This window comes from Pseudomonas sp. GL-RE-29 (assembly GCF_019947275.1).
Taxonomy (GTDB): domain Bacteria; phylum Pseudomonadota; class Gammaproteobacteria; order Pseudomonadales; family Pseudomonadaceae; genus Aquipseudomonas; species Aquipseudomonas fluorescens_A.
On the sequence record NZ_JAGYGD010000014.1, the window covers coordinates 1 to 17,638 of the forward strand.

Here is a 17,638-nt window from a genome sequence, read left to right on the forward strand (position 1 = left end):
CGGCATCGGTATTACCAGCCGGATACGGGGCGCTATCTGACGCCGGATCCGGTGAAGTTGGCGGGTGGGTTGAATGCCTATCGGTATACGCCGAACCCGACGGGGTGGGTGGATCCGTTGGGGTTGAGCGGGAATTGTCCGGGGGCCAATAAGCCGGGTTGTTCGGTGCCGGATGGAGTGGATGGGACTAAAGTTAATTCTGGAGAGCCAAAGGTCCCTTTTCCGAGCCAAGTAGATTGGACTCCGCACGGTTACAAGCACATGCCATCAAAAAACATGACTTGGAAGCAAACAATAAACTCAACAAAATCGGGCCCCGCGAAGTACAAATCAGGTACTGACGTTGAAAGCCTAGAGCGTGATGCCTATAACACTGGTCTACCAGTTACTAATGGTAAATCATGGAAAATCAAAGAATATGAATCAGAAATTGGTGCAAGTGAAGGAAAGCTGAGTCGCTGGGTACGCATTGAGTTGAGTGCTCGAACGATCCACGGACATCCAATTTCAGAAAGTGAATTCAGGAAGCTCAAAAAATGATTGATCTGGCGTTCATTACCGGGGAAATTTCTCACGACGATCTGTCTTTGTTGGCAAGCGAGGATCTATCTACTCAAGCCGGTGATCTCAAAGAAGATATGCTGCAGGTGAAGTACCCCTCATCGATTTTGCTAGATGTCGGTTGGTACCCCTCGTTCGATCTTGATGGCCTGTTTCAAATAAGAGTCATAAGGGACTATGACTGGAATGACCCAGTTTTTTTTTCAGAAGCCACCACAATTCCTTTGCTAATAGGGGCACTAGTCCAAGCGCAAAAAAAAATCAACAGTGTTTTCGAAACGGAATGCGGTGGTGACACTGGCAAATAGAGAGAAAGCTTCACCTGAAAATCTGTCTATGTGAGAGTCGATCGAGTGCGAGCCGTGGATCCTCAGCGACTTCGCTTCGGTATGCGCCATTCCGTTGCAGCATGGGTGAATTGATTTGAAGTAAAGTTTGATAAACATGATACGAAGCGTCCCTATACAGCTTTTCCAACGGAGAGAAAGTGATGTTGCTAGACCCGTTCGTAAATGAGCAATTCGAACCTGATCTCATGTGGTTTATTGGAGGGTTCAATGTTTATGATCGCGAAGAAACTCGGGGCGTGGAGTTAGAGATTTACGATCCGAATAATAAGAGTGACAGGGCGGAGCTGATTAAAAAATACAGCTTGAATCTAGGGTGCTTGTCCTACCGGCATAAGCTTGTATTGGTGGAGTCATTAGCGAATAAGTTGGCTGATCTAAGCTACGACTTTCAACGTTTGTTCGAAATCGATGAGGACGAAGCATCGAGTTGGCCTCGTGGCGAATGGTATGAGTTGGAGAACCCTCGGGAGTTTTTTCAGGATGTGCACACATTCGCTCAAGAAGTTTGGAAGGAAGACCTTCTCACAGCAGGCCTTGAAGATCGATCTTTCTGGTGAGTCGTCGATAAATTTCTGGGGAGGATAGCTTCCGGCAATCACCGCTGCCCCATCAACCACGCACCTTGCGGCTCCGCCACCGCCAAACTATCAATCAAATGCACGCTAAACCCCTGCACATTCTTCTTATCGAGACCAGCTGAATGCCATACATCGTGCTCAGCTTATTTTCAGGCGAAATGGGCAAATGGCGTCAAAGGGACCGATGGATATGGGTAAGGTTGTTGGTGAGGGGTACAAAAGAGGGGGAGTAGTTTACGGACAGCAAACACATGCGATAGTAATCCTTGATGGTGTCGCTCGGCCGATAACCTCTTATACGGAATTTATGGAATGAAACGTAAGCCTGAATATTTTGTTCTACGTGGTCTGCTTTTTCTATTTGATATAGAAAATACTCACAACGATGCTCGTGAAAAGATTATTGTTTCTAAGAATGTCAATGACAAGGAAGAGCTTGCTGAATTGTTCGATATTCTTATGAGACCTGAGTTTCTTTATTATAGTTTTCAGGGGCGCGAGTGGTGTATTGACACCCTGAAATACTACTTGGAGATTGGTGACACCTTTGATGCTGTATTCACAAAAATTACAACCTATTTTGATGATGATGTAGAGGATCAACGTCAGTTTATGCAGGTTTTGTTAAGTTGCTTATTGAAGTATCACACCGAAGACCCAAAGGCGGGGTAAAGCCGAAACAGTTAGGCTGATTGAGCTAGTCATTTCGCGGGGGGATTGTGGTGATCGGGAAATTAGCGTTGGCCGATGAGCTGCGTTGAATGAAGGTCAGGGGCAGTGAGGCTATCAATCACATGCACACTATACCCCTGCACATTCTTCGCATGGTGTTTAGCCTGCGAAGCCATCTCCGCCAACTGACTGGCATCCAGTTGTCTACAGGCCTGTGGATGCAAATGCACCACACCAATGGAGAGTGACAACAACGGAAACTCCTGGCGTACACCCTGGCGATTCGGGGCGATGAAGCAGCCGGCTTCGAGGTGTTCGTTTCGGTAGAAGCGGCGGCACTGGCTCTGGAAGTCGTCGAGGAGTTGGTTCAAGCGTTTGCGCCACTCTTCCGGGCCGAGTACCAGCAGGAAGTCGTCGCCGCCGATATGGCCGACGAAGTCGCGGGACGGGTCGACGCGGTCGTTCAGGCATTGCGCCAGGCAGAGCAGGACTTCGTCGCCACGGCCGTAGCCGTAGATGTCGTTGAAGGGTTTGAAGCTGTCGATGTCGACGTAGCAGATCACTGATTCCCGTTGCTGTTGCAACAGCCGCGTGAGGCATTGCTGGATTGGCACGTTGCCCGGCAGCAAGGTCAGTGGGTTGGCGTAGCGGGCTTGTTGGATCTTGAGTTCGGTAATCAGCTTGAGCACGTCGATTACCCGACCCAGGCCCAGGTAGCTGCCGTTGAGGGTGATGATGAAGTCTTCTTCGATGCGTTGCCGGGCGCGGCTGGTGATCAAACGGCTGACCTGTTGCAGCGACTGGCTCATCTCCACGGCCAGGAAGTCATCGTTCATCAATCGGCTGATGGGTTTGCGGGCGAACAGGTCGGTGGCGAACGGCTTGAGCAGGGCATCGGAGAGTGAATGCCGATGGACGATGCCGCAAGGTTGGTCATGCTCATCAAGCACCGCCAGCGAATTCAGGTTGGCCTGGCGGCGGAAGGCTTCGAGCACTGTGGCGGTCGGGGTGTTGCGGGCCACTGCGGGTTGGTCGTTGAGCAGGGCGCTGAGGTCGCTGCCTTCGTCGTTCAGCGTCACGATGGAATTGTCGTGCCTTGGCATCAGGGTGCGAGCGTCACGGGGAGGGTGCTCTTGTGGCCGACAGAGCAAATATCCCTGCACCAGATCTACACCCATCTCGGTCAACACGGCGAGCTCTTCCGGCAACTCGATCCCTTCGGCGATCACTTGCGCCCGAGAAGCTTTGGCGATTTGCAGAATCGAGCCGACGAATTCACGCTTGAGGGCATCCTGATGAATGCCGTCGATAAAGTGCCGATCAATCTTTACATAGTCCGGACGCAGCTCGGACCATAGACGCAAACTCGAATAGCCAGCACCCAAGTCGTCCAGGGCAATGGAAAAACCCATCGCCCGATAGTGATGCAAGGCGGTTTGCAGCAGTTCGAAGTCGTCGGTCGGGGTCTGTTCGGTGAGTTCGATTACCACCTGATTCGGCGGGATGCCGAAATCCTGCAGCAGTTGCAGGGTGCGGCCGGGTTGGTGCGCGGCTTCGAGCAGGGATTCTGGCGAGACGTTGAGGAACAGTTTGCCGGGTAGTTGCTGTTCGTTGAAACGTCGGCAAGCGCTCTGCCGGCAGGCGATTTCCAGTTCACTCAAGCGGCCAGCCTGGCGGGCAACGGCGAACAGGGCGACAGGGGAGTGCAGCGGGCTGTTGGAAGGGCCGCGGCTGAGGGCTTCGTAGCCGAGGATCCGTCGTTCAGAGAGGCAAATGATCGGTTGGAACAGGCTGTGTAAACCGCTTTGAGTCAGGATTGAACTCAAGGCACTCAGCTGCTCGGTTGTGGTCATGGCGATCTCTGGCGATAAAAAAGGGCTGGGAACCTAAGCTCCCAGCCCTCTATTTCACGACAGAATGATGACTGTTTGATGACGCTCCGGGGAGCGTCAGCATTAAATTGCCATCACCTTAGTGTTTCGCTACCGCGGTGTTGAGTTTCAGGTAGTCCAACAGAATGCGCCCGGTCTCGCTCAGGTAGGCGTCGTCTTCTGGTTTGGTCTTGTCCGGCTCGGCCGCGATGGCGTCTTCGTCTTCTTTTTTCAGCTCTTTGAGCGGCTCTTCGCCCTTGGCCTTGCGACGGATGTTTTCCATGGCCAGTTGCTTGGCTTCGATATCCGCGTGTTGGGCGCGACGTTCGGTTTCATTGAGGCTGACGGTTTTTTCGTTCATCAGCTTCTGAGCCAGGGCCAGTTTGTCGCGGATGAACACGAACTCCGCGTCCTTGGCCGTACGCACGTCATGCTCGGACTTGAGTTGGGTGATGTACGGTTTGAACGGGTCGACCGCAGGCTTGATGGCCGCGCGGATGGTGTCCCACGGCATGGCTTCCGGCAGGGCACTTTCGCCGATTTCCTTGGTGTCGATGATCGACGGGTAATCGATATCCGGCAGTACGCCCTGATGCTGAGTGCTCTGGCCGGAAACCCGGTAGAACTTGGCCAGCGTCAGTTTCAGCTCGCCATGGTTCAGCGGCTGAATGGTCTGCACGGTGCCTTTACCGAAGGTCTGGCCACCGATAATCAGGGCACGGTGGTAGTCCTGCATGGCGCCGGCGAAAATCTCCGAAGCCGAGGCGGACAAGCGGTTGACCAGCAACGCCATCGGGCCTTTGTAGAACGCGCCCGGGTTTTCATCTTCCAGGACATCGACGCGGCCATCGGCATTACGCACGAGTACGGTCGGGCCTTTGTCGATGAACAGGCTGGTCAGTTCGGTGGCTTCCTGCAAGGAACCGCCACCATTGTTGCGCAGGTCGATGACCACGCCGTCGACTTTGTCTTTCTGCAATTCGGTCAGCAGTTTCTTGACGTCGCGGGTGGTGCTCTTGTAGTCCGGATCGCCAGCACGGAAGGCCTTGAAGTCCAGGTAGAAGGCCGGGATCTCGATGACGCCGAGTTTGTAGTCCTTGCCGTCCTGTTTCAGATTCAGCACCGATTTTTTCACGGCCTGATCTTCAAGCTTCACCGCTTCACGGGTGATCGGCACGATCTTGCTGGTCTGGTCGTTCGGCGCATTGCTGGCCGGAATCACTTCCAGGCGCACCACGGTGCCTTTCGGACCACGGATCAGCTTGACCACTTCATCCAGACGCCAGCCAACCACGTCGACCATCTCTTTGTTGCCTTGGGCAACGCCAATGATCTTGTCGGCCGGTGCAACCAGCTTGGTCTTGTCGGCCGGGCCTGCCGGTACCAGGCGTACGACTTTTACTTGATCGTTATCGCTCTGCAACACGGCGCCGATGCCCTCGAGGGACAGGCTCATGTTGATGTCGAAGTTTTCCGCGTTATCCGGCGACAGATAATTGGTGTGCGGGTCGTAGGACATCGCGAAGGTGTTGATGTAAGCCTGGAAGATATCTTCCGCGCGGGTCTGGTCCAGACGCGCAAGTTGGTTCTTGTAGCGCTTGGTCAGGGTTTCCTGGATCTGCTTGGAATCCTTGCCGGCGATCTTCTGCCGCAGCACTTCATCCTTGACGCGTTTGCGCCACAGGTCGTCGAGTTCTGCGGTGGATTTGAGCCAAGGAGCGTCCTTGCGGTCGATCAGCAAGGTTTCCTTGGTATTGAAGTCGATCTTGTCGACGCCCTTGTTCAACTCGGCAAGGGCGAAGTCCAGACGCGCTTTGACGCGGTCCAGGTAGCGCTTGTAGATGGTGAACCCGGCGTTGAGGTCGCCGCTTTTGAGGAAGTCGTCGAACTGCGTCTTCCACTTGTCGAATTCGGCGATGTCGCTGGCCATGAAGTAGCTGCGCGACGGATCCAGCAGCTTGAGGTAGCTGTCGTAGATGATCACCGAGCGCGCGTCGTCGAGCGGCGGCTTGCTGTAGTGGTGGCGCTTGAGCAACTCAACGACGTTCAGACTGGCGATGACTTCGTCACGATCGGGTTGGAGCTTGTCCCAGCTATTGGCTGCGAAAGAACTGCTCGACATCGGCAACAGGCCGATACCGATGATTAGGGCGAGGGCGGTGCTGGGGAACAAACGCTTCATGTTGATTCGACGCGGGGACAATTGATAACGCATATTAGGCCGTCTTTGAAGTCGCCGGTTCCACATGGGCCGGTCGCATAATGCAAAAAGCCCGGCGCTACAGCTTCGGGCTCAGTCCAGACTCACTATGGAGGCACTGTGAAAGCATTGCAAGGCGTTGACGGTCAAGTGGAGTGGGTTGAAGAGCCCAGTCCTGCATGTGATGTGGGGCAAGTTCGCATTCGTGTGGCGGCAGCGGGTCTCAATCGCGCCGATTTGTTGCAGAAGGCAGGCCTCTATCCGCCACCGCCGGGGGCCAGCCAGGTGCTGGGTCTTGAGTGTTCCGGGGTGATCAGCGAGGTCGGCGCGGGGTCGTCCTGGCAGGTGGGCGATCGGGTTTGCGCCTTGCTGGCCGGGGGCGGGATGGCTGAAGAGGTGGTTGTCGACGGACGGCACGTGCTGCCGGTTCCCGACGAAATGTCGTTGGCGGAAGCGGCAGCGTTGCCGGAAGTGTACGCAACCGTCTGGTTGAATTTGTTTCAACTGGCGGCGCTCAAACCGGGTGAGAAAGTTCTCCTGCACGCCGGAGCAAGTGGAATCGGTTCAGCTGCCATTCAGCTGTGCAAAGCGTTCGGTAACCCTTGCTGGGTCAGCGTTGGTTCCGCCGAGCGCCTGGCTTATTGCGAAAAGCTGGGTGCCCAGGGTGGCGTGGTGCGCACCGGTGATCTGGAAAGCCTGACCGACCTGGGTCCGTTCGATGTCATTCTCGACCCGGTGGGGGGCAATTACGCGGCGTTGAACCTGAAGTTGATGGCACTCGATGGCCGTTGGGTGCTGATCGGTCTGATGGGTGGTCGCGAAGCGAAGCTGGATCTGGCGCAGGTGCTGGCCAAGCGAGTGCAACTGCTGGGTTCGACCCTGCGCAGTCGTGACGATCAATTCAAGGCCGATCTGTTCAGTGATCTGAGCCAGCATGTCTGGCCGTTGTTTGCCGAAGGGCGCTTGAGCCCGCAGTTGGCCAAGGCTTTCCCGATCAAGGATGCCGAAGCGGCGTTTGCGGAGTTGGCGAGTAACAAGGTGGCGGGGAAGTTGGTGTTGGTGATTGACGAGAGCCTGAACTGATCTCTGCTCTGTAGGAGCTGGCTTGCTAGCGATTGAGGCGACGCGGTTTGTCTGGCTGACCGCGTTATCGTTCATCGCTGGCAAGCCAGCTCCTACAGGTTCTCGGTTACTTCCAGATGTGGATCGGCCAGCCGGCCTTTTCGGCATGCTCCAGTAGCACCGGATCGGGATTCACCACGTGCGGGTAATCCACTTTCAGCAACAACGGCAAATCATTGCGTGAGTCCGAGTAGAAACTCGCCCCCTCGAGGTTCTCCTCCTCCGCATCCAGCCATTCCAGCAACCGAGTGATTTTGCCCTCGCGATAAGTCAGGGTGCCCACGGTGTGGCCGGTATAAACCCCGTGTGCCACTTCCAGTTCGATCCCGAGAATCTCGTCGATGCCCAGGCGTTCTGCGATCGGTCCGACCAAGTGCGTGCCCGAAGCGGAGATCACCAGGATGCGGTCGCCGGCCTTGCGGTGGGCGGCGATGGTTTTGGTCGCGTCGCTGAAGATAATCGGTTCGATGAAGTCTTCCACCCACGGGCCGACCAGATGCTCGACCTCTTGCGGCGTGCGGCCGATCATCGGTTCCAGGCTGAACTCCATGTACTCTTCCATGCGCAACTTGCCGTGGCTGTAGGCATCCATCAGCTCGTTGTTCTTGCGCATGAACGACTCGGGATCGACCCAGCCCAGGCGGCCCATTTGCTCGCTCCAGAGGGTGGCGCAGTCGCCGTGGATCAGGGTTTCGTCCAGATCAAAAATTGCCAGGGCCATCAGTGCAGTTCTCTCTTCAACATCAGCAAAGTCATCAGGCTACCTCACACAGGGCCGTCGGATCGATGGAAAGCGCCAGGCGCTGACCATCGGGATGCAGATCGGTCGCCGAGCGATTGAGCACGTCCACCACCAATTCCACGCCCCGGGCTTCGACCCGATAGCGAATCACGTTGCCCAGCAGGCTGTGGCTGCGCACTTGCGCGTCCAGTTCGCCGTTGAGGCTCAGTTCGATGGCCTCCGGGCGAATGGCGATGCGGTGGTTGATTGGGCGTTGCAGCAGTTTCGTCGCGCTGTCGGCGTCCAGCAGATTGTAATTGCCGATGAAACCCGCCGCGAACACATCCACAGGCGCGGTGTACAAGGTTTCGGCGTCGCCGCTTTGTACGATTTTTCCCTGATTCATCAGGAAAATCCGGTCAGACATGGTCAGGGCTTCTTCCTGATCGTGTGTGACGAAGATCGTAGTCAAGCCCAGTTCGCGCTGGATCTGACGGATCTGTTCGCGCAAGTGCTTGCGAATCCGCGCATCGAGGGCCGACAGCGGTTCATCCAGCAGCAACAAACGCGGCCGGGTCACCAGCGAGCGGGCGAGGGCGACACGCTGGCATTGGCCACCGGACAGTTGATGCGGATAACGGGCGGCAAACTCATTGAGTTCCACCAGTTTCAGCACTTCGGCAACGCGCTTTTGGCTGTCGTCGGCGTTGACCTTCTGCATGCGCAGGCCGAAGGCGACGTTCTGCTCGACGGTCATGTTGGGGAACAACGCGTAACTCTGGAACACCATGCCGATCCCGCGTTTTTGCGGGCTCAGTGGCACGATGTCCTGATTGTCGAGAAGGATCTTGCCGCCATCCACCGACGTCAGCCCGGCGATGCAACGCAGCAGTGTCGATTTGCCGCAACCTGACGGGCCAAGCAGGGTGACGAATTCGCCTTTCTGGATCTCGCAATTGATGTCGCTGAACACCGTGGTGCCTGCGTAATTCTTTTGAAGATGTTGGACGCTGACATAGCTCATTCGCTTTTGTCCCTGTTCAAGATATTGGCGATCCAGGTCAAGACCAGCACAAAGAAGAAGTAGGAAATCACCAGCGCACTGGTGAAGTGACCGCTGCTGTTGCGCATGTTGTTTAGGTAGACCTGCAGGGTTTCGTAACGGGTGCCGACGAGGATGTTGGCGAACACGAACTCACCGAACAGGAACGAGAACGACAGCAGCAACGCCACCATCAGGCCCTTGCGCAGGTTCGGCAGCACCACCAGGAACGCAGCCTGAAAAGTGCTGGCGCCAAGCAATTGGGCGGAGTCCATCAAGTCGCGCAGGTTGATCGCTTGCAGGTTGTTGGTGATCGCCCGGTACATGAAGGGCAGCGCCACGGTGAAGTAACAACCGATCAGAATCCACGGCGTCCCGACCATCGCAAACGGCCCGGAACCATAGAGCTGCAGCAACCCTACCGACGACACTACGGGCGGCACGGCGAAGGGCAGCAGGATCAGGATGTTCATCAGCGCATCGAGTTTCGGGAAGTGGTAATGCACCACGAACAGCAGCGGCAGAATCAACACCACCGACAGGATCAGCGCGCCGATACAGACCAGCAACGATTGCCCGAAAGCATTGAGAAAACGCGGATCGCTCCACAGTTGCGCATACCACTTGATACTGAAACCACTGGGCAGAATGGTTGCCGACCAACTGCTGGAAATCGAGTAGATGAAGGTGCCGAGCAGCGGCAACAACAGAATGGCAAACAGCAGGTAAACCACCACGCGATGGTAGATGCCGGCAGGCCCCAGTTCAGCGCGAGACATGGTAGCTCCTCTTCAACAACAGTTGATGCACGATGGTCACCAGGGTCATCAACGCCACCAGGACTACGGCCAGGGCACTGGCCAGGTTCGGGTCCAGGGAAATGTCGCCCGACACCATTGCTGCGATGCGAATCGGCAACACGTTGAAGTTGCCGGTGGTCAAGGCGTACACCGTGGCATAGGCGCCGAGGGCGTTGGCCAGCAGGATCACGAAGGTGCCGAGCAGCGCCGGGGTCAGCACCGGCAGGCCGATGTGGCGCCAGAACTGCCAGCCGTTCGCGCCGAGCAGCGCCGCGGACTCGCGCCAGTCTTCACGCAGCGCGTCGAAGGCCGGATAGAGCAGCAGCACGCCCAGTGGAATCTGGAAGTAGGTGTAGAGAATGATCAGCCCGGTTTTCGAGTACAGGTTGAAGTCCTGAATGATCCCGGCTTGCTTGAGCATGATGGTGAAGCTGCCGTTGAAGCCCAGCAAAATGATAAAGGCGAAGGCCAAAGGCACGCCGGCGAAGTTGCTGGTCATGTTGGCGAAGGCGTTGACGAAGTTGCGCAGTTTCGAGTCGACCCGGCGCAGGGAGTAGGCGCCGAGCACCGCAATGATGATTCCGAATACGCTGGACCAGAAACTGATTTCGAGGCTGTACTGGATCGCTTGCAGGTAAAACTTCGAGCTGAAGATCTTGGTGAAGTTGGCCAGGCCCCAGCCGAACTCTTCCGATTCCAGGCTGTTGATCATGACCCACACCAACGGGGCAATTTCAAACACGATAAAGAACAGTGCGAAGGGCACCAGGCACAAGGCCGCCAGCCATTTGCCACGGGTGATGGAGCTCACTTGAGCAACTCCCGGCACACAGGTTTGTCGTGGGGCACGCCCAGCAGTTCGCAAACGGTGCCGCAGATTTCAGTCTGTTTCGGTGTGGCATTGGTGTTGAAACTGAAGGCATCGCCGAGGACGAACAGCGGCACTTCGCGTTCTTCGGGCAGCAAGCCGTTATGGGAGCGGTCGTTGTTCATGCCGTGATCGGCGGTCACGAGTACCTGGTAACCGGCGTCGAGCCAGCCTTGTAGATAGTCGGCGAGGAAAATGTCGGCGAAACGTGCGCTGTTGCGGTATTGCGGAGTATCGAGACCGTGCTTGTGCCCGGCGTCGTCGATGTTCATCGGGTGAACAAGCAGGAAATTCGGCGAATGGCGCAGGCGCAGGTTTTCGGCGTCGGCGAACAGGTGCGAGTCGGGGTAGTGATCGCTCCAGTAGAAATGCCCGTACTGGATCGGCAGGTCGGGGTTGTCGGTGTGACGGTCCCGGGCCTCGACGAAGGGCGAACGGTTATACAACTCACTGACCCAGTGATACGCCGCCGCTGCGGTTTTCAGCCCGGCATCCTTGGCGTAGTGGTAGATGCTGCGCTGGTTCGACAGGCGCGAAACATTGTTGTGAACGATGCCACTGACGATCGGCGTGACGCCGGTCAGGATGCATTCGTAAAGAGGACGGGACAGGGCCGGCAACTCGCATTCCAGCTTATAGAGCGCTGCGCGTCCTGCGCCGACGTAAGCCTGCAGGTGTCCCATGGCGTGGCGGGCGACTTCGTAGTTGAGGCCGTCGAGCACGACAAGGATGACGTTGTGTTTCATAGGGGAGGAACTCCGTGGGTTCTCTCAAACCTGTAGGAGCCGGTTTGCTGGCGATTGGATCACCATGGTGCCCAGTGGGACCGAGGTGTCGGGGATCGCCAGCAAGCCGGCTCCTACAGATGAAGCATTACTTCATTTCGACGATGACTTCTTCGTTCCACTTCTGCGGCAAAGCCTTGGAGGTTTTCTCCCACGCGTCCGCGTCCTTGATCGGCGTAACCTTTTTGTACTGCTCGTTAGGCAGCAGCTTGGCCTTTACGTCTTCCGGCAGGGTGATGTGCTCGGCACGGATCGGACGGGCGTTGCCTTTTGCCAGGTTGATCTGGCCGGCGTCGCTGAAGATGTACTCGCGGGTCAGCTTGGCGGCGTTCGGGTTCTTCGCGTATTTGTTGATGATGGTGGTGTAGCCGGAAATCACCGAGCCGTCGGACGGGATCAACACCACGTAGTCATCCGGGTTGGCCATTTTGGCTTTGTAGCTCAGGCCGTTGAAGTCCCAGACCACGCCGACTTCGATTTCGCCTTTTTCCATGGTGGCGATGGTCGGGTTGGCCATCGACAGGCGACCTTGCTTGGCGATGTCGGCAAACATCAGCAACGCAGGTTGCAGGTTTTTCTCGTCACCACCGTTGGCCAAGGCTGCAGCCAGTACACCGTTGGCGGCTTGGGCAGCGGTGCTCACGTCACCGATGGACACCTTGTATTTGCCAGACTTGAGGTCAGCCCATTTGGTCGGTACATCGGAGCCGTGCAGCAGCTTTTTATTGACGATAAAGGCGATGGTGCCGGTGTAGGCCAGTGCCCAGTTGCCGTCCTTGTCCTTGGCCCAATCCGGAACCTGCGCCCAGGTGGTCGGTTTGTACGGTTGCACCACGCCTTGTTTGACCGCGATCGGGCCGAAAGCGGCACCGACGTCGCCGATGTCGGCGCTGGCGTTGTCTTTTTCAGCGGCGAACTTGGCGATTTCCTGGGCCGAGCTCATGTCGGTGTCGATGTGTTTCAGGCCGTAGTTCTTGGCCAGGTCGTCCCAGGTGCCTTTCCAGTTGGCCCAGTCATCGGGCATGCCGACGCTGTTGACTGCGCCTTCCGCTTTCGCAGCGGCTTCCAGGGTTTTCAAATCATCAGCCGCCATGGCGGCGGTGCACATGGCAATGGTCGAGCCTAACAGTGATGCCAGGAAAAGCTGTTTCATTCCGAAGCTCCTATGGGCGTTTTCAACGCTGCGATTGCGGTTGTGTTGGTCTAGGTCAGCAATACCTGAGCCAATCTAAGGGGGCTCGATGACACTTTGATGTCGCTCGTCGCCCGGCAGGACTTTTGTTAGCCCGGAATTGGCGGGGTCTCGGTAAGCGTAGACCATGGGCAATAGCCCGCTATACCTGGCTTATGGCCGATGTATTTGCAGGTTTTTAAATCAGTGCTGAAATGACCGTTCGGTGGTTTGTCATCTATCAGTCATCTGCACTGCCTACGCTTGCAGGATGCTGAAAGAACCGATTTGGTGTGCGGTTCCGCCCTGAAACAGTGCTGGTCTAGTCCAGATAGGTAACGTTGATGCGTGATGAGGCAACAAAAGCGGTGACAGCCATCGGCCAGGTGCTTCAGGAGCAGCTCGATCACGGGTTGCTGACGGCCGGCAGCAAGTTACCGGCCGAGCGCAAGCTCAGTGAGTTGTTCGGAACAACGCGGATCACGGTGCGTGAGGCGTTGTTGCAGTTGGAGGCCCAAGGGCAGATTTATCGCGAGGAGCGTCGCGGCTGGTTCGTTTCGCCCCCGCGCCTGGCTTACAACTTGATGCAGCGCAGTCACTTCCACGCGATGGTCAGCGCCCAGGGGCGGGTGCCGTCAACCGAAGTGATCTCTGCGCGATTGCAGCCGGCGTCGGCGGCGGTCTGTGCGTGGTTGCAGCTGCCGGCACTGTCGAGCGTGATTCAGATCTGCCGTTCTCGGCGGATCGATGGGCGGTTGGTGTTGTACGTGGAGCACTATTTGAATCCGCAGTATTTCCCGGGGATTCTCGATTTCGATCTGAATCAGTCGATCACCGAGTTGTATGCGCGGCACTACGATTTGCACTACGGCCGCGTGCGTTTCGAGATCGTACCGACGGCATTGTCGGTGGATGCGGCGGCGGCTTTGCGGGTGTCGGTGGGGAGCCCGGGCTTGCGCATTGCCCGGGTCAACTACGACCAGCATGAACGGTTGATCGACTGCGATCTGGAGTTTTGGCGACATGATGCGATTCATGTCGGAGTGGACGTAGTCTGACGATGTTCTGTAGGAGCTGCCGCAGGCTGCTCCTATAAAGGTTGGTCCTGTTGCGGCCCGCCGCCAGCTGTGACGACTTGTACGCTCATGCGCGGCGTCGCCAAGTCCAGTCCCGCTTCATCCAGATGCCGTTTGAGTGACAGGTTGAACGCCCGCGAAACTTCCCACTGCTTGATCGGCGCTGTCTTAAAACGGGCGCGAAGAATCGCATTGCCCGACTCGAAACTTTCCACACCCTGAATCTCCAGCGGCGACCAGATATTGCGTCGTTGCAGCGGGTCGGTGCGCATTTTCTGGCCGACTTCGCGCATCAGTTTGATTGCGTTGTCGATGTCCATGCTGGCCGGCACCGCGACCCGGAAGATCGCGTAGCCGAATTCCCGGGAGTAGTTCTTGATGCTTTTGATTTCACTGAACGGAATGGTGTGGACGATGCCATCGATGTCCCGCAGACGCACGGTGCGAATGGTCAGGCCTTCGACCGTGCCCAGGTGCCCGCCGACGTCCACATAGTCGTCGATGGCCAGGGAGTCTTCGATGATGATGAACAGCCCGGTGATCAGGTCGGCCACCAGCGATTGCGCACCGAAACCGATGGCCAGGCCGATCACACCGGCACCGGCCAGCAGCGGCGTGACGTTCATGCCCATGTTCGCCAGGGCAACGATCAGCGCGATGATGAAGATGGCCACGAACAGCACGTTGCGGATCAGCGGCATCATCGTCTGCGCACGGGCGTTGGCCAAGCCTTTGCGCGAGCGAGTGAGGGCGTGGTGCACGGCGGTGTCGCTGAGAATCCAGATCAGCCAGGCAAAGATCAGCGTGCCGGCAAGGCTGAACAGTTTGACGCTGATTTCATGGCCCTCACCTTCGGTGAACGTGATCAGCGACATGCCCCAGACCCGCAGACCGAGCTCGATGAAGGCCAGCCATACCAACAGGTGGGCGAGGGTATAGAAGAAGTTTTTCAGACGTTCCGAATACAGCGCGTGCCGCTTTACGCCGCGTTGCGGTTTCAGGGCGTGGCGGCGCACCAGCCCGTTGATGACCATGCACAACACCAGCAGCACGGTGCAGATCAGCGATTGACGCAGTGCTGTACTGGTATCGCCGGCCGAAACGAACGTGGCGAACAGTGAAATCCCCACCAGTACCAGCGCCGGAACGTACCAGAAGGTGCCGAGAATATCGATGGTGTCGCTGAGGGCGCGGCGGGTCAGGCGCCGGGACAATGGCTGGTTGCGGATCAAGTGGGCAATCGGCCGGCGGAAACGCAGGATGAACAATCCGGTGGATAGCGCCGCCAACACGTTGGCCACCGTCGCGGCGGTATGCGCCAGATGCACGCCAAGGCTGTCGATCAAACGCGGATCGTTCAGGGCTTCGCCAAACGCGGCGAAACTGCCGATCAGCCACAATGGCCGAAAGGCTTGATGCCGCAAAATGTACAAGGCGCGGTGGCGGTGCGGACCGTCGAGCAAGGAAAAAGCAATCACGCAGATCGCTGAAAAACAGGTGCCGACCACTAGCGCATAAGCCAGCACCATCGCCAGACTTTTGCCCAAGGACGAAGGCAATGCGTAGCTCATGTAAACGGTGATAACCAAGGCAATCAGCCATGGCCCCAGTTTGCGCAGGGCGAAGCGCAACATGTCCAGGGCCCTTGGGTGTTGCGGCAGTTCTTCGGTCAGGCCGAAGCGCATCCGCACCCGATGGCTGACCCAGATCAGCGCCGCAGCCAGCAGGCTCCAGACCATCAGGATCATGGCGAAAGCGAAGATGATCGGCAGCCATTCATTGGCCGGCAATACCAGCGCCGTCAGTTCATCTTTGGCCAGGTCGAACTCATTGGACCAGCGAGTGAGCGGGCTGTCGGCTCCGGTAAATTGCTTTTCGAAACTGGCCAGCGTCCCGCCAATCAAACCCAACACGCCCTCTTCGGCGGCCGGTTGGGCTTTTTTGGTGGCGTCGCGCAGCTTCTTCAAATCCGCCAGCAGCTTGGTGCGCTGCTGATCGTTCTCCAACGACTTGATCACTTCGTCGAGGGATTGCCCGAGGGGTTCCTGCGCCTCAGGCTGGGGCTTCGCCGAGCTGTTGAGCAAGCCTGGCAAACCGACCGCCTGGGCAGGCGCCATCGGCAGCAGCGTCATGAGGCAGACAAGGAAAAAGCAGGGCAGGGCGAAAAGACGAGCGAACACTAGGCGGTCAACCTCGGAGTGAGCGGGTCGACCGAGTGTACGAGCCCCGCAAAACCAATGCGAGTCGGCGGGAGGATTTATTCGTTGAGTTTGGCGAGGATCTTGATTACTACAGTGGCGAAGATGGTCAGCATGCCGATCCACATGGCGAGCACGCCAGCATTCTTGTCACGAAAATTGAAGCCGATTGCCAGCAGGAGCATCCCGGAAAGAATCGGGATCAGCATGCCGTGGAAGGAGGAGAGCGAGATCATGGTGACTGCCTTGTCGGAAAAGGATAGTTAAAGTTTAGGTGGCTTTTCTGCGGCAGCTCCTACAGGTCTATTACGGCAGCTCGCGGCTGGCGTAGAACGCGCTCAGCACTTTGACCAGGTGCGCCAGGTCATGGCTGCCGCACAGTTCACGGATCGAGTGCATGGCGAAGGTCGGCAAGCCGATGTCCACGGTGCGCACGCCCAAATGACTGGCGGTGATCGGGCCGATGGTCGAGCCGCAACCCATGTCGCTGCGCACCACGAAGCTTTGCACCGGCACTTCTTCGGCCATGCACAGGTGGCGGAAGAACCCGGCGGTTTCGCTGTTGGTGGCGTAGCGCTGGTTGCTGTTGACCTTGATCACCGGGCCGGCGTTGAGTTTCGGGCCATGGTTGGCGTCATGCTTGTCGGCGTAGTTCGGGTGTACGCCGTGGGCATTGTCGGCCGAGACCAGCAAGGATTTCTGAATGGTGCGCACGAATTCATCACCTTCGGGCAGCAGGCGACGCAACGTCTGCTCCAGCATCGGGCCATCGGCGCCACACGCCGAGCATGAACCGACTTCTTCATGATCGTTGCAGACCAGCACGCAGGTTTCGTCGGTGTCAGCGGTCAGCAATGCTTGCAGGCCGGCGTAGCACGACAGCAGGTTGTCCAGGCGCGCGCCGGCGATGAAGTCGCCATGCAGGCCAATGACGGCAGCGCTTTGGGTGTCGTAGAAACTCAGTTCGTAATCCAGCACGACGTCGGCGTTCAGGCCGTGTTCGCGGGCAAGTTGGTCAGTGAGCACGGCGCGGAAGTCCACGCGCTCGTCGCCGGCAAATTGCGCGAGCACCGGCGGCAATTCGGTCTGGGCGTTGATCGCCCAGCCCATGTTGGCTTCACGGTTGAGGTGAATGGCCAGGTTCGGGATGATTGCGATCGGTGCCTTGAAGTCGATCAATTGGCTTTCGACTTTACCGTCGCGGCGGAAGGTCACGCGGCCAGCCAGCGACAGGTCGCGGTCGAACCACGGGGCCAGCAGGGCGCCGCCGTAGACTTCGACGCCCAACTGCCAGAAACCCTGACGTTGCAGTTCCGGTTGCGGCTTGACCCGCAGGCACGGACTGTCAGTGTGGGCGCCGACCAGGCGAATGCCGCCGTGCAGCGGCGAATGGCGGCCCATTTTGACGGCGACGATCGAAGAGTCGTTACGGGTGACGTAGTAACGACCATTGGCTTCGGTGTGCCATGGTTCACGCTCGTCGAGGCGTTGATAGCCCGCCGCTTCCAGACGCTGAACGAGGCTGGCGGTGGCATGAAACGGGGTAGGGGAGGCCTTGAGAAAGTCGATCAGGCCTTGGTTCAACTCTTCGCGCATAAGAAACTCCAGACAGCAATGGCGCCA

At 57.5% G+C, this 17,638-nt stretch carries 17 protein-coding genes; 6 read left to right on the forward strand and 11 right to left on the reverse strand.

Annotated features, from left to right (window positions below; genetic code table 11):
* From KGB21_RS13395 to KGB21_RS13410, 4 genes are all read left to right on the forward strand, one after another.
* Positions 1–540 (forward strand): RHS repeat-associated core domain-containing protein (locus tag KGB21_RS13395; RefSeq protein ID WP_223505398.1); only part of this gene is annotated, 540 nt, incomplete at its 5' end.
* Positions 537–869, forward strand: a complete 333-nt coding sequence (locus KGB21_RS13400; protein ID WP_223505399.1) for a hypothetical protein — start codon at positions 537–539, stop codon at positions 867–869. The genes KGB21_RS13395 and KGB21_RS13400, both read left to right, overlap by 4 nt.
* 182 nt (positions 870–1,051) lie before the next feature.
* On the forward strand, positions 1,052–1,468 hold the full coding sequence (locus tag KGB21_RS13405; RefSeq protein ID WP_223505400.1) for a hypothetical protein: 417 nt from the start codon (positions 1,052–1,054) through the stop codon (positions 1,466–1,468).
* Between the two features lie 333 nt (positions 1,469–1,801).
* Entirely contained in the window at positions 1,802–2,161 is a 360-nt protein-coding gene (locus KGB21_RS13410) for a hypothetical protein (RefSeq protein WP_223505401.1), read from the forward strand.
* Positions 2,162–2,223: 62 nt separating this feature from the next.
* Here KGB21_RS13410 and KGB21_RS13415 read toward each other — a convergent pair whose 3' ends face one another.
* Together KGB21_RS13415 and KGB21_RS13420 are read right to left on the reverse strand one after the other, a co-directional pair.
* On the reverse strand, positions 2,224–4,014 hold the full coding sequence (locus KGB21_RS13415) for a bifunctional diguanylate cyclase/phosphodiesterase (RefSeq protein ID WP_223505402.1): 1,791 nt from the start codon (positions 4,012–4,014) through the stop codon (positions 2,224–2,226).
* Positions 4,015–4,132: 118 nt separating this feature from the next.
* Complete coding sequence (locus tag KGB21_RS13420; protein WP_172668721.1) at positions 4,133–6,214, reverse strand: carboxy terminal-processing peptidase; 2,082 nt, start codon at positions 6,212–6,214, stop codon at positions 4,133–4,135.
* A gap of 138 nt (positions 6,215–6,352) precedes the next feature.
* Between KGB21_RS13420 and KGB21_RS13425 the strand changes: the two genes are divergently transcribed.
* Positions 6,353–7,315: an NAD(P)H-quinone oxidoreductase gene (locus KGB21_RS13425; protein WP_034151488.1), complete on the forward strand. Its 963-nt coding sequence runs from the start codon at positions 6,353–6,355 to the stop codon at positions 7,313–7,315.
* 106 nt (positions 7,316–7,421) lie between these two features.
* On the opposite strand, the gene KGB21_RS13430 is transcribed toward KGB21_RS13425, so the two are convergent.
* The 6 genes from KGB21_RS13430 to KGB21_RS13455 form a co-directional block, all read right to left on the reverse strand.
* Positions 7,422–8,075, reverse strand: coding sequence for an HAD family hydrolase (locus tag KGB21_RS13430; RefSeq protein WP_034151489.1), 654 nt, complete (start codon positions 8,073–8,075; stop codon positions 7,422–7,424).
* A gap of 34 nt (positions 8,076–8,109) precedes the next feature.
* Positions 8,110–9,099 carry an ABC transporter ATP-binding protein gene (locus tag KGB21_RS13435; RefSeq protein WP_034151490.1) on the reverse strand — a complete coding sequence of 330 codons (990 nt, stop codon included), beginning with the start codon at positions 9,097–9,099 and terminating at the stop codon, positions 8,110–8,112.
* Positions 9,096–9,896, reverse strand: a complete 801-nt coding sequence (locus tag KGB21_RS13440; protein ID WP_034151491.1) for an ABC transporter permease — start codon at positions 9,894–9,896, stop codon at positions 9,096–9,098. Before KGB21_RS13440 ends, KGB21_RS13435 begins: the two co-directional genes overlap by 4 nt.
* Positions 9,883–10,728, reverse strand: coding sequence for an ABC transporter permease (locus tag KGB21_RS13445; RefSeq protein WP_034151492.1), 846 nt, complete (start codon positions 10,726–10,728; stop codon positions 9,883–9,885). Before KGB21_RS13445 ends, KGB21_RS13440 begins: the two co-directional genes overlap by 14 nt.
* Positions 10,725–11,531 (reverse strand): alkaline phosphatase family protein, encoded by an 807-nt coding sequence (locus KGB21_RS13450; RefSeq protein WP_034151493.1) that lies wholly within the window; start codon positions 11,529–11,531, stop codon positions 10,725–10,727. Before KGB21_RS13450 ends, KGB21_RS13445 begins: the two co-directional genes overlap by 4 nt.
* A gap of 127 nt (positions 11,532–11,658) precedes the next feature.
* Positions 11,659–12,723 (reverse strand): ABC transporter substrate-binding protein, encoded by a 1,065-nt coding sequence (locus KGB21_RS13455; RefSeq protein ID WP_223505403.1) that lies wholly within the window; start codon positions 12,721–12,723, stop codon positions 11,659–11,661.
* Between the two features lie 362 nt (positions 12,724–13,085).
* On the opposite strand from KGB21_RS13455, the gene KGB21_RS13460 reads away from it, so the two are divergent.
* Positions 13,086–13,799 (forward strand): UTRA domain-containing protein, encoded by a 714-nt coding sequence (locus KGB21_RS13460; RefSeq protein WP_034151495.1) that lies wholly within the window; start codon positions 13,086–13,088, stop codon positions 13,797–13,799.
* A gap of 32 nt (positions 13,800–13,831) precedes the next feature.
* Here the strand turns inward: KGB21_RS13460 and KGB21_RS13465 are convergent, their stop codons facing one another.
* The 3 genes from KGB21_RS13465 to KGB21_RS13475 form a co-directional block, all read right to left on the reverse strand.
* On the reverse strand, positions 13,832–15,997 hold the full coding sequence (locus KGB21_RS13465; protein ID WP_034151496.1) for a mechanosensitive ion channel family protein: 2,166 nt from the start codon (positions 15,995–15,997) through the stop codon (positions 13,832–13,834).
* 77 nt (positions 15,998–16,074) lie between these two features.
* Complete coding sequence (locus tag KGB21_RS13470; RefSeq protein ID WP_172668722.1) at positions 16,075–16,251, reverse strand: hypothetical protein; 177 nt, start codon at positions 16,249–16,251, stop codon at positions 16,075–16,077.
* A 70-nt stretch (positions 16,252–16,321) separates the two neighbouring features.
* Entirely contained in the window at positions 16,322–17,611 is a 1,290-nt protein-coding gene (locus tag KGB21_RS13475; protein ID WP_034151497.1) for a M18 family aminopeptidase, read from the reverse strand.
* Positions 17,612–17,638 lie beyond the last annotated feature (27 nt).

Coding starts and splice junctions, on each gene's coding strand:
- KGB21_RS13410 (WP_223505401.1), top strand. CDS start 1,802: ATGAAACGTAAGCCTGAATATTTTGTTCTACGTGGTCTGCTTTTTCTA.
- KGB21_RS13435 (WP_034151490.1), bottom strand. CDS start 9,099: ATGAGCTATGTCAGCGTCCAACATCTTCAAAAGAATTACGCAGGCACC.
- KGB21_RS13415 (WP_223505402.1), bottom strand. CDS start 4,014: ATGACCACAACCGAGCAGCTGAGTGCCTTGAGTTCAATCCTGACTCAA.
- KGB21_RS13455 (WP_223505403.1), bottom strand. CDS start 12,723: ATGAAACAGCTTTTCCTGGCATCACTGTTAGGCTCGACCATTGCCATG.
- KGB21_RS13420 (WP_172668721.1), bottom strand. CDS start 6,214: ATGAAGCGTTTGTTCCCCAGCACCGCCCTCGCCCTAATCATCGGTATC.
- KGB21_RS13430 (WP_034151489.1), bottom strand. CDS start 8,075: ATGGCCCTGGCAATTTTTGATCTGGACGAAACCCTGATCCACGGCGAC.
- KGB21_RS13450 (WP_034151493.1), bottom strand. CDS start 11,531: ATGAAACACAACGTCATCCTTGTCGTGCTCGACGGCCTCAACTACGAA.
- KGB21_RS13405 (WP_223505400.1), top strand. CDS start 1,052: ATGTTGCTAGACCCGTTCGTAAATGAGCAATTCGAACCTGATCTCATG.
- KGB21_RS13440 (WP_034151491.1), bottom strand. CDS start 9,896: ATGTCTCGCGCTGAACTGGGGCCTGCCGGCATCTACCATCGCGTGGTG.
- KGB21_RS13400 (WP_223505399.1), top strand. CDS start 537: ATGATTGATCTGGCGTTCATTACCGGGGAAATTTCTCACGACGATCTG.
- KGB21_RS13460 (WP_034151495.1), top strand. CDS start 13,086: ATGCGTGATGAGGCAACAAAAGCGGTGACAGCCATCGGCCAGGTGCTT.
- KGB21_RS13475 (WP_034151497.1), bottom strand. CDS start 17,611: ATGCGCGAAGAGTTGAACCAAGGCCTGATCGACTTTCTCAAGGCCTCC.
- KGB21_RS13470 (WP_172668722.1), bottom strand. CDS start 16,251: ATGATCTCGCTCTCCTCCTTCCACGGCATGCTGATCCCGATTCTTTCC.